Consider the following 11,076-nt stretch of genomic DNA (forward strand, 5'->3'; position numbering starts at 1 on the left):
TCAGGAGCATTGCGATGAGTACCGACGATAAACGCATTCGCGAATTCGCCTATCAAATCTGGGAGTCGGAAGGTCAGCCCGAAGGTCAGGAGGCGCGCCACTGGGAGATGGCACGCAAGCTGGCAGAAGCGGAAGCGCTGGCACCGAAGAAGCCACCGAAAGCGGCGGGCAGCAAAACCGCTGGCAAGACCGCTGAGGTCAAGGCCCCGGCCGCCAAACCGAAACCTGCGGCCAAAGCCAAACCGACCAGTGCCGCCAAAGTGATTCCCCCGGGCGAAAAAGCCGCCGAGAAAAAGCCTCGGGCGCCGAAGAAGCCTTCGGCGATCTGACGCTAAACCGATTATTGAACTGAATGAATGTGTGGCGGGCTCGCTCGCCACCGTGGGCTGACTCGCCCTGAAGAAATACACAAATCCCTTGTGGGAGCGAGCTTGCTCGCGAATGCGATCTGCCATTCAACATTGAAGTCGACTGACACTCCGCCTTCGCGAGCAGGCTCGCTCCCACAGGGGAAACAGTGTTAACCGAACTACCCCCGATTTTTGCAGGAGCAATCATGACCCGTCCAAAGAAAGCCGAACCCGCCACGCACGCCGAGCCGTCGAGAATTCGTGAAGGCCTGCCCTTCCCGCTCGGTGCGACCTGGGATGGCCTGGGCGTCAACTTTGCCCTGTTTTCCGCCAACGCCACCAAGGTTGAACTGTGCATCTTCGACGATGCCGGCGAAGTCGAAATCGAACGCATCGAACTGCCCGAATACACCGATGAGATTTACCACGGCTATCTGCCCGATGCGCACCCGGGGCTGATCTACGGCTACCGTGTTTACGGTCCATACGACCCGGCCAACGGTCACCGCTTCAACCACAACAAATTGCTCATCGACCCGTATGCCAAACAATTGGTCGGTCAGCTCAAGTGGTCAGAAGCGCTGTTCGGCTACACCATCGGCCACCCCGACGCCGACCTCAGTTTCGATGAACGTGACAGCGCGCCCTTCGTGCCCAAGTGCAAAGTCATCGACCCGGCGCACACCTGGGGCAACGACCATCGCGTCAGCGTGCCATGGGACAAGACCATCATTTATGAAACCCACGTGCGCGGCATCAGCATGCGTCACCCCTCGGTGCCGGAAAACGTGCGCGGCACTTTCGCCGGTCTGATGGTCGACGATGTGCTCGAACACATCCGCAAACTCGGCGTGTCGACCGTCGAATTGCTGCCGATTCACGCCTTCGTCAACGACCAGCACTTGCTGCACAAAGGCATGACCAATTACTGGGGTTACAACAGCATCGCGTTTTTCGCCCCGGACCCGCGCTATCTGGCCAGCGGCAAGATCGCCGAGTTCAAGGAGATGGTCGCGCACCTGCACGAAGCCAATCTGGAAGTGATCCTCGACGTGGTCTACAACCACACCGCCGAGGGCAACGAGCAAGGCCCGACCCTGTCGATGCGCGGCATCGACAACGCCTCGTACTACCGCTTGATGCCCGACGACAAGCGCTTCTATATCAATGATTCCGGCACCGGCAACACGCTGGACCTGAGTCACCCGTGCGTGCTGCAAATGGTCACCGACTCGCTGCGGTACTGGGCCAGTGAAATGCACGTCGACGGTTTCCGCTTCGATCTGGCGACCATTCTCGGGCGCTATCACGATGGCTTCGATGAGCGTCACAGCTTCCTCGTCGCCTGTCGTCAGGACCCGGTGCTGCGTCAGGTGAAAATGATCGCCGAGCCGTGGGACTGCGGCCCCGGCGGCTATCAGGTCGGCAACTTCCCGCCGGGCTGGGTCGAGTGGAACGACAAGTTCCGCGACACCGTGCGCGCGTTCTGGAAAGGTGACGACGGCCAGGTCGCCGACTTCGCCAGCCGCATGACTGCCTCGGGCGAAATGTTCAATCAGCGCGGACGGCGGCCGTATTCGTCGGTGAACTTCATCACCGCCCACGACGGCTTCACCCTCAACGATCTGGTCTCGTACAACGACAAGCACAACGAAGCCAACGACGAAAACAATCAGGACGGCAGCAACAACAACCTGTCTTGGAACCACGGCGTCGAAGGCCCGACTGACGATCCCGAAATCAACGCGCTGCGCCATCGGCAGATGCGCAACTTCTTCGCCACGCTGCTGCTGGCCCAAGGTACACCGATGATCGTCGCCGGCGACGAATTCGCCCGTACCCAGGACGGCAACAACAACGCCTACTGTCAGGACAGCGACATCGGTTGGGTCAACTGGGACCTCAGCGAGGACGGCAAGGCGCTGCTGAAATTCGTCAAACGCCTGATCAAGCTGCGTCTGGCCTATCCGATCCTGCGTCGCGGGCGTTTTCTGGTCGGCGAGTACAACGAAGACATCGGCGTCAAGGACGTCACCTGGCTCGCCCCGGATGCCACCGAGATGACCACCGAACACTGGCATGACGCGCACAACCGTTGCCTCGGCATGCTGCTCGATGGCCGCGCGCAGGAAACCGGGATTCGCCGCAAGGGTGGCGACGCGACGCTGCTGCTGGTGGTCAACGCCCATCACGACATCGTCAATTTCAAACTGCCGGAAGTGCCGGATGGCGGTTTCTGGACCTGCATGATCGACACCAATCAACCGTCGATTCGTGGTCAGGAGCGCTTCGACTTCGGCCATGAATATTCCGTTACCGGTCGTTCGCTGCTGCTGTTTGAACTGCAACGTGATGAAGAAGATTGATATGGATCTGCACAGTTATCTGGCCCGCCGCCCAACGGATTATCCCGACACCGTAGCCCTCGGCGGGTGCCTGCGGGCATTGGTCGAGGCCGGCCTCGATCGTTTGCCGTTGCCGGGCAGCGGCCACACGCTGGAGCGTTTCCAGCGTCTGGCCGACGTCGCCGGGCATGATCTGGGCTTGTGCAAACTCTACGAAGGCCACACCGATGCACTGGCGATCATCGAACAGCTCGGTGGCTCGCCAACCCCGGGAAGTACCTGGGGCATGTGGGCCGCCGAGCCGCCGCAAGCGCGGGTGAAAGTCAGCCCGAACGGGCACATGGTCACGTTGAACGGGCGCAAGGCCTGGTGTTCTGGCGCAGCGGTGCTCAGCCATGCGTTGCTCACGGCGTGGGACGCCCATGACCAGCAGCAACTGGTCGCCGTGGCACTCGACCAACCCGGCGTGAGCGTCACCGATCAAGGCTGGCAAGCCGTGGGCATGGCCGCCACCGGCAGCGTCGAGGTGTTATTTGAAGGCGCCGAAGCTCAGGCCATCGGCAATCCCGGCGATTACTTGCAGCGGCCGGGTTTCTGGCAAGGCGGGATCGGCATTGCGGCGTGCTGGTACGGCGTCGCGCAACAGATCGCCGCACGCTTGCGCCAACACTCGGCGCAGCGGGAAGAGCCGCACGCCCTCGCCCACCTCGGCGCCGTCGACAGTGCGTTGCAGGCCGCCGCCGATGTGCTGCGGTTCAGCGCTTTGCAAATCGATGCGCACCCCGATGACAACGCCGAATTGCTCGCCCGCCGTGCCCGCGCGGTGGTCGAGCAGTCTGTGGAGCAGGTGATCCGCGAAGTCGGTCGCGCACTCGGCGCCGGCCCTTACTGCAAGGACCGCCATTTCGCGCAACTGGTCGCCGACCTGCCGGTATTCCTGCGGCAAAGTCATGCCGAGCGCGATCTGGCCGCGCTCGGCCAATTGATCGCGCAACAACCCGCCGAGGTCTGGTCGCTATGAGAAGCAATCCAATCGTCGGCCAAGGCACGTCGTTGCATCAGTGGCAAGCCTCGCGGCATCTGGCCGAGGTGCCCAACATCGACATTCTTGAACTGGTGCCGCCCGGTTCGCGCGCGGTGATCGTCGCCCCACACCCGGACGACGAGGTGCTCGGCTGCGGTGGCTTGCTGCAATTGCTGGCGAACGCCGGCCGGGATTTACAGCTGATTTCGGTCACTGACGGCAGCGCCAGCCACCCCGGTTCCGCGCGCTGGCCGGTCGAGCGGCTCAGCGTGGTGCGCCCGCAGGAATCCGCCGAAGCGCTGCGCCGCCTCGGCCTGCCGATGCATCGGTTGAAATGGCTGCGGGGCGGTTTCAGCGACACGCAGGTCGCCGCGCAGGAACACGCGCTGAGCGACTTCATCGAAAGTCATCTGCGCCCCGGCGACGTCGTGTTTACCACATGGTGCGAGGACGGCCATGGCGATCACGAAGCCGTGGGCCGCGCCAGTCTTGCGGCGGCTCGGCGGATCGGCGCGACCTGCCATGAACTGCCTGTGTGGACCTGGCACTGGGCCGCTCCCGAAGACGCCGGCGTGCCGTGGCACCGGGCGCGCAAGATTGCCCTGACGCCGGCGCAAGTCGCGCGCAAACGCCACGCGGTGCACGCCTTCGCCAGCCAACTGGAAGGCGACCCCGACGCCGGGCTCGCGCCGGTACTGGCGCCTTACGTGATCGATCGCCTGCTGCAACCCTTCGAAGTGGTGTTTCTATGAGTGTCGACGATCGTTACTTCGAAGGCCTGTTCGCCGGCAACGACGACCCATGGGCGTTTCGCCAACGCTGGTACGAGCAACGCAAACGCGCAATCACCCTCGCCGCCCTGCCGCGTGCACGCTATCGGGCGATCTTCGAACCGGGCTGTGCCAATGGCGAGTTAAGCGCGGAACTGGCGGCGCGCTGTGACCGCCTGTTGTGTTGCGACACCGCAAGCGCGGCGGTCAATCTGGCGCGCACCCGTTTGAGCCTGTTCGACCACGCCGAAGTCCGGCAAAACCGACTTCCCGGCGACTGGCCGGAGGAAAAATTCGATCTGATTGTATTTAGCGAGATCGGCTACTACCTCGATGGCAAAGATCTGACAGAAGTGGTGCGCCGCATCAGTGATTCCCTGAGCGCAGACGGCCAATTACTGGCCTGTCACTGGCGCCCGCCCATCGAAGATTGCCCGTTGAACGCCCGGCAGGTGCATGACCTGATCCATGAACAATTACACCTGCCGCGCCTGGTTTTGCATCAGGAAGCGGACTTCATCCTTGAGGTATGGAGCCGCGAACCGCGCTCCGTGGCGGCACTGGAGGGCTTGCGATGATCGGCATTCTGATTCCCGCGCATAACGAAGAAGACCTGCTCGATGAGTGCCTTACCGCCGCGCTGCGGGCCAGTAAACACGGGCTACTCGCCGGCGAGCCGGTCGAAGTGCTGGTGGTGCTCGACAGCTGCACCGACCGCTCGGCGCAGATTGTCAGCGGCTATCCGGTGCTGAGTCTGAGCATCGACGCGCGCAACGTCGGCCAGGCGCGCGCCGCCGGAGCGCGGCTGTTGCTCGAGCGTGGCGCGCGCTGGATCTCCTGCTCGGACGCCGACAGCCGCGTGGCCGATGACTGGCTGGTGGCACAACTGGGGCTTGGCGCCGACGCGGTTTGTGGCACAGTGACCGTCGAACACTGGCATGAGTCGTTTGATCAGGCCGCGCAGATTCGTTATCACCGCCACTATCAGGCCCGCGATGGCCATCGGCATATTCACGGGGCAAACCTGGGCATCAGCGCTGACGCCTATCGTTGGGCCGGCGGCTTTAAACCGCTGGTGTGCGACGAAGATGTGCAGTTAGTGCGCGAACTGGAGCTGTCCGGGGCCAACATCGCCTGGAGCCACCGTCCGCAGGTTCACACCAGCGCGCGTCTGGACGCCCGCGCACGTGGCGGGTTTGGCGACTATTTGCGACAACTGGCACAGATGGAATAAAAAAAACCGGCGCAGATTGATCTGTGACGCGACGAATTCAGGTTCATCAGCAATACTCTGCTGCGCGGCAATCCAGGGTTCGGAGCGTCGCAAGGCAATCAACCCGCCTTCAAGGGTCGGCGCCCGGCAATCTCTGCCCTGCCTCCGACTGAGGGCCAGATACAACAAGGACGTCGCACCCATGAAACCGTTATCCCTCAGCGAAAACAGCCTGCCGGCGCAAATCTGGAACAGCGCCCGACAAATCGACAACATCCCCGTCATCAACACCCGCAGCCTGGTCCCCGACGGCGCTCGCGCGGTGGTCATCGCCCCGCATCCGGGTGATGAAGTGGTGACCTGCGGCGGCCTCCTGCAATTACTCTCCAGCCTCGGCCACCCCCTGCAACTGCTCTCCATCACCGATGGCAGCGCCAGCCACCCCGGCTCCCGGCAATGGTCGGAAAAACGCCTGAGCGTGTTCCGCCCGCAAGAAAGCGTCGAAGCCCTGCGCCGCCTCGGCTTGCCCATGCACAGCCTGAAATGGGTGCGCGGCGGCTTCACCGACAACGCCTTGAGCGATCAGGCCGATCAACTCACCGAATTCATCAGCCGCTACCTGCGCCCCGGCGACGTGGTCTTCAGCACCTGGCGCGGCGACGGCAACGACGACCATGAAGCGGTCGGCCGCGCCAGCGCCAGAGCCGCAGAACTGACCGGCGCCACCTTCCACGACGTGCCGGTCTGGGCCTGGCACTGGCCGGAGCGCGAACACACACTGATCCCTTGGGAACGCGCCCGCAAACTGCGCCTCGACACCTGGACCGTCGCGCGCAAAAGCCACGCCACCCATGCCTACGCCAGTCAGCTTAAGGGCGAACCGGCGATCGGCATTGCGCCGATGTTGCCGCCGGTGCTTCTGGAGCGGATGCGGTTGCCTTACGAAATCGTTTTTGTCTGAGTCTCTGCAGCAGCGCAGCACCCTGTGGGAGCGAGCCTGCTCGCGAAGGCTGACTTACAGGCAACACCTGCCATCAGATCGAACAAACCGCCGCCCCTTTAGCTAGGACGGCGGTTTTTGTCGTTCTCAGGCTTCGACATCCATGACCATTCATCTGGAAACGGCCCTCACCTGTCAGATCTGACAGTAGGCAACCACTGCATCCTGATGTGTGATGAACCTCGTCCGCAAGGGCTCAAGGCTCATTACCCACCAGGAGAAAATGATGGACATCCAGTCTTCCGAGTTAAACCAATTGTTTACGTTGTACCCGGTGATCATTCCGGGCTGGGTGACCCCGGTGCAACCGGACGGCATCGCCGATGGCGGCATCCCCAAAGCACTCTACGACTATCAGACTCAAGGCCTGGAAATTCTGGTAGATCCGCCGACAGAGATGCTGTTGCGATCCTGGACCATGGCCGCCGATGATCGAGTAGACCTGTACGTCAACGACGATCCGACACCGGCGACCGGCAAGACCGTTGCCGCCGGCGAAGAGCATCTGCGCATTCGCCTCTACCTGCCCCATGGACGCCTGGACCAAGGCAAGAATCGTCTGTATTACAAGGTCACCCGTCCGAGCGGTAACGTCGAACCCTCGCGGGATTTGTTTGTGCTGTATTACCTGCGCATCGCGGAGGGACTGGACTTGGTGATTCCGCCCGACGTCCTCACGAATGGCGTCGATGCTGCACGCGCAGCGCAGGGCGTGGAGTTTGGGTTTACCTTTTCCAATCGTCGCGACTACAGTCGCATCGAGTTTCTGCTGGGTGATACGACGATCCGCTTCAACGCCGCCGACTTACCCACGCCCATCGTGCAAAAACTCTTCACCGATGCCTTTCAGAAAGCCGGCGACAATCCGAGTGCAGTGGCCGAGTTTTACGTGATCGATCAGTTGGGTAACCGCAGCAAGTCGCCGGAAAAAAGGCTGGGTATCCATCTGAGCCAATTGACCCTGTTACCGCCTACTGTGCGGGGCCAATCCGGTAACAATTTCAGCCCGACCCAACCGGAAATCCGGGTGCTGGTGCCGCAAGGGCCACTGCTCCCTCCTGACAAGTTAAGCGTGACCTGGGCTGGGGCGATTGCGGTGCCGGCAGCGTCTTACACCAGCCCTCAGCGCCTGGTCAGCGCCGGGCTGGAAATTGCCGTGCCGCGCTCGGTGCTCGCTTACAGTCTGGGCAAGACGGTCACCGTCACTTATGTGATTGAGCGCGACGGCGTACCCACCACGTCACCACCACTGACTTTGAACATTTTGCCGCTGCCAGCGACGGCCCTGAACCCACCGAAAATCATCGAAGCCGATGCGAGTAACGTCCTCGACATCATCGCGCTGGGTACTAAAAACGCCACCATTCATGCCTTGCTGCATACTTTGATGGAAGCGGGTCAACATTGCTGGCTGAGTCTGCTCGGCAAAAAAGCCGACGGTACGGCGCATAATCTGACGCTTTGGTCCGGCTACCCGGCCAAGGTCAATGACACCTGGGTCAGTCAGGGTTTCTGGCCTGCGGCGCTGGCCAACAATTATCTCAAGCAACTGGGACACGGCACAACGTTGACCATCAAATACAAAGTGGCGCTGGACAAGAGCAACCTTGAAGCCAATGCGGTGGTGTTTCCGGATCGGGTTTACACCATCAAGGCTGTGGAACTGGTGGCACCGACGCTGACCTCCGTCAAGGGCTCGCCGAGCGGCACAGAGATTCCGCAGAACGGAACCACGGTAGAAACCGCCGTCACGCTCTCCGGGGTCGCCGCCAAAGGTCAGGAAGTCGAAATATTCGATGGGGCCACCTCCAAAGGCCGAGCGCCGGCCAATGCCACCACCGGCGTGTGGACGTTGCCGGTGTCAGACCTGACGGTCGCCGCGCACAGCTTCAAGGCCAAGGCCTTGTACGGCACAGGTGCCGAATCGGCGGTCAGGACGTTGACCGTGACGGCGGCCACCGCGCCTACGCTCACCTCCGTGAAAGGCTCGCCGAGCGGCACAGAGATCCCGCAGAACGGAACCACGATAGAAACCGCCGTCACGCTGTCCGGGGCCGCCGCCAAAGGCCAGGAAGTCGAGATATTCGATGGCGCCACCTCCAAAGGTCGAGCGCCGGTCAATGCCACAACAGGCGTCTGGACGCTATTGGTGTCAGGCCTGACGGTCGCCGCTCACAGCTTCAAGGCCAGGGCCTTGTACGGCACAGGTGCCGAGTCGGCGGTCAGAACGCTGACCGTGACGGCCGCCACCGCGCCTACGCTCACCTCCGTGAAAGGCTCGCCGAGCGGCACAGAGATTCCGCAGAACGGAACCACGATAGAAACCGCCGTCACGCTGTCCGGGATCGCCGCCAATGGCCAGGAAGTCGAGATATTCGATGGCGCCACCTCCAAAGGTCGAGCGCCGGCCCATGCCACCACCGGCGTGTGGACGTTGTCGGTGTCAGGCCTGACTGTCGCTGCACACAACTTCAAGGCCAGGGCCTTGTATGGCACGGGTGCCGAATCGGCGGTCAGGACGTTAACCGTGACGGCCGCAGTGGCCCCCACCATCACGACCGTCAAAGGCTCGCCGAGCGGAGCCAATATTCCTCCAGGCGGAACGACTCGCGATACCACGGTGATCCTTACCGGCACCGCCGCCAAAGGACAAAAAGTCGATGTACTCGACGGCACAACGTCCAAAGGCCAGCCCTTCGCCGACGCGGCGACAGGAATCTGGTCCCAGACGGTACCAAATCTACGCGTTGGGAATCACAGTTTTACAGTCAAAGCCTTATACGGCTCGGGGGCTGCTTCGCAGGTTTGGACTGTGATTGTGCCGATTGCTCCGAGAATTACGTCGGTTTTTAATGCAAACACTGGATTGCCCATTCCGAGTGGAACAACTGTATATGCAGGAGGGGGTGATTATATATTTAATATTATTGGTTGGGCTGGTCCAGCCGGAACAGTTATTCTGAACAGACTTCCACAAGAAGGCGGTACCGGAATTACTATTGCTGCAAACTCGACGAACTGGATTGTTAAATCTTCGTTTTACAACTTGAAGGGCCGTGCCAATTTCGTATTAACGGACAATCGGACACGCCTATCGTCGGACGCTTGGATTATTAACTTTGTCTGGTAATTAACGGGGCGGATAATAGGGATACCAGGGACGGTTTTATTTCCCCCTTTTGTTTCATCTATGACTGATCGTTCCCACGCGCTGCATCACTAGTGTCCGGTAAAACCTGTGTCATAGCAGAAGGCAGTCTTGAGCTGCCTTCTGCTCCGTTCGCTTCTGCCTTCGGTGCTCAAGATGTTCGATGCTTGATGGACGTTCGAACAACGTGTGGGCTAGCCGAATAACAAAGCTGGAAATAGACCCGGAGCCACCTGACCGGCACTGATAAAGGGGGATTCCTCAAGGACAGACCACGTTTCCCCCAGATCTTCGCCCGACTTTTTGCCTTTTAAACTTGAATGTTTAAAAGACACCTCCAGACACGCCTTCAAGGCTACAAATTCTTGCGCCATTGCCTACAGCTACGCCAGAATCCGCCGGCTTGTGCGCCTTGGGGACGGGTTCTATTGTGGTGCGGTCGCTGACGAATCAGCGATCGGGTTTAGCAGCTCGGCAAATTTCAAGGCACGCGAGTATCGCCATTACGTTATGGCGGCTTTGCGTGGGGCACTTCGGTGCGCCGGGATCCTTGAGCCTGGTCTGCTAACCCGCGTACAGCCGCCACCCTATCCGTTTAGCAGCAATGGATGACGGCTCCACATCTCAAGGAGCTTCACCATGATCAAACCAACACCCAACCCACCCGAAACCGACGCCACCTCGCCCTACGAATCCCTCAACTCAAAAAAACTCCACGAAGCCGCCGACCGCGCCCTCGACCACTACCTCTGCCCGCCCGGCTCCCCTCCGATTCAACGCAAAACCCGTTCGATGTACGCCGTGACCGCCGACTTCAAAAACGAAGAACTGCTGGCCAACGCTTGCGAAACACTCGCCTCAGCCCGAACCATCGCCAATGACTTCGCCAATCTCATACCAGCGTCGCAGCGCCGGACGCTGTTGGGGATTGCGCAGTTGATTATGCTCGGGGAGCTGGCGGTGAATCGCGCGCTGGATAATCTGGAGTTGCCGCGGTGATTCAGGTGTGAATAGTCGCTGAGTAATCTGGAGCCAGTGCTGGCCTCTTCGCGAGCAGGCTCGCTCCCACAGGGATCTGTGCCGCTCATAAATCTCTGTTACACCACCGGACGTGTGGGAGCGAGCCTGCTCGCGAAGGCTGACTTACAGGCAACGCCTGTCGTCAGCCAGAAAAAAACCGCCGCCCCTTTATTCAGGACGGCGGTTTTTGTCGTTTCAGCTTTGAT

General features: G+C 60.9%; 9 protein-coding genes. All 9 read left to right on the forward strand.

The window, feature by feature from the left end; translation table 11 throughout:
- Window positions 1–14: 14 nt before the first annotated feature.
- The 9 genes from A8O26_RS12310 to A8O26_RS12350 all read left to right on the forward strand — a co-directional run bounded on the left by A8O26_RS12310 (window position 15) and on the right by A8O26_RS12350 (window position 10,849).
- The gene (locus tag A8O26_RS12310) at window positions 15–329 is read left to right on the forward strand and encodes a DUF2934 domain-containing protein (protein ID WP_064118240.1); all 315 of its coding nucleotides are present in this window, start codon (window positions 15–17) and stop codon (window positions 327–329) included.
- Between the two features lie 227 nt (window positions 330–556).
- Window positions 557–2,716, forward strand: a complete 2,160-nt coding sequence (glgX, locus tag A8O26_RS12315) for a glycogen debranching protein GlgX (protein WP_064118241.1) — start codon at window positions 557–559, stop codon at window positions 2,714–2,716.
- A gap of 1 nt (window position 2,717) precedes the next feature.
- Window positions 2,718–3,716 carry a hypothetical protein gene (locus A8O26_RS12320; RefSeq protein ID WP_064118242.1) on the forward strand — a complete coding sequence of 333 codons (999 nt, stop codon included), beginning with the start codon at window positions 2,718–2,720 and terminating at the stop codon, window positions 3,714–3,716.
- Complete coding sequence (locus tag A8O26_RS12325; protein WP_064118243.1) at window positions 3,713–4,471, forward strand: PIG-L deacetylase family protein; 759 nt, start codon at window positions 3,713–3,715, stop codon at window positions 4,469–4,471. Before A8O26_RS12320 ends, A8O26_RS12325 begins: the two co-directional genes overlap by 4 nt.
- On the forward strand, window positions 4,468–5,067 hold the full coding sequence (locus tag A8O26_RS12330) for an SAM-dependent methyltransferase (RefSeq protein WP_064118244.1): 600 nt from the start codon (window positions 4,468–4,470) through the stop codon (window positions 5,065–5,067). The genes A8O26_RS12325 and A8O26_RS12330 overlap by 4 nt, the downstream gene beginning before the upstream one ends.
- Window positions 5,064–5,723, forward strand: a complete 660-nt coding sequence (locus A8O26_RS12335; protein ID WP_064118245.1) for a glycosyltransferase — start codon at window positions 5,064–5,066, stop codon at window positions 5,721–5,723. The genes A8O26_RS12330 and A8O26_RS12335 overlap by 4 nt, the downstream gene beginning before the upstream one ends.
- A gap of 181 nt (window positions 5,724–5,904) precedes the next feature.
- Window positions 5,905–6,663 (forward strand): PIG-L deacetylase family protein, encoded by a 759-nt coding sequence (locus tag A8O26_RS12340; protein ID WP_064118246.1) that lies wholly within the window; start codon window positions 5,905–5,907, stop codon window positions 6,661–6,663.
- A 214-nt stretch (window positions 6,664–6,877) separates the two neighbouring features.
- Window positions 6,878–9,832 carry a hypothetical protein gene (locus A8O26_RS30065; protein WP_216637707.1) on the forward strand — a complete coding sequence of 985 codons (2,955 nt, stop codon included), beginning with the start codon at window positions 6,878–6,880 and terminating at the stop codon, window positions 9,830–9,832.
- Between the two features lie 657 nt (window positions 9,833–10,489).
- Window positions 10,490–10,849 carry a DUF6124 family protein gene (locus A8O26_RS12350; protein WP_064118248.1) on the forward strand — a complete coding sequence of 120 codons (360 nt, stop codon included), beginning with the start codon at window positions 10,490–10,492 and terminating at the stop codon, window positions 10,847–10,849.
- Window positions 10,850–11,076 lie beyond the last annotated feature (227 nt).

It is taken from the genome of Pseudomonas fluorescens (assembly GCF_001648775.1).
GTDB lineage: Bacteria > Pseudomonadota > Gammaproteobacteria > Pseudomonadales > Pseudomonadaceae > Aquipseudomonas > Aquipseudomonas fluorescens_M.

Coding starts and splice junctions, on each gene's coding strand:
- A8O26_RS12310 (WP_064118240.1), top strand. CDS start 15: ATGAGTACCGACGATAAACGCATTCGCGAATTCGCCTATCAAATCTGG.
- glgX (WP_064118241.1), top strand. CDS start 557: ATGACCCGTCCAAAGAAAGCCGAACCCGCCACGCACGCCGAGCCGTCG.
- A8O26_RS12320 (WP_064118242.1), top strand. CDS start 2,718: ATGGATCTGCACAGTTATCTGGCCCGCCGCCCAACGGATTATCCCGAC.
- A8O26_RS12325 (WP_064118243.1), top strand. CDS start 3,713: ATGAGAAGCAATCCAATCGTCGGCCAAGGCACGTCGTTGCATCAGTGG.
- A8O26_RS12330 (WP_064118244.1), top strand. CDS start 4,468: ATGAGTGTCGACGATCGTTACTTCGAAGGCCTGTTCGCCGGCAACGAC.
- A8O26_RS12335 (WP_064118245.1), top strand. CDS start 5,064: ATGATCGGCATTCTGATTCCCGCGCATAACGAAGAAGACCTGCTCGAT.
- A8O26_RS12340 (WP_064118246.1), top strand. CDS start 5,905: ATGAAACCGTTATCCCTCAGCGAAAACAGCCTGCCGGCGCAAATCTGG.
- A8O26_RS30065 (WP_216637707.1), top strand. CDS start 6,878: ATGAACCTCGTCCGCAAGGGCTCAAGGCTCATTACCCACCAGGAGAAA.
- A8O26_RS12350 (WP_064118248.1), top strand. CDS start 10,490: ATGATCAAACCAACACCCAACCCACCCGAAACCGACGCCACCTCGCCC.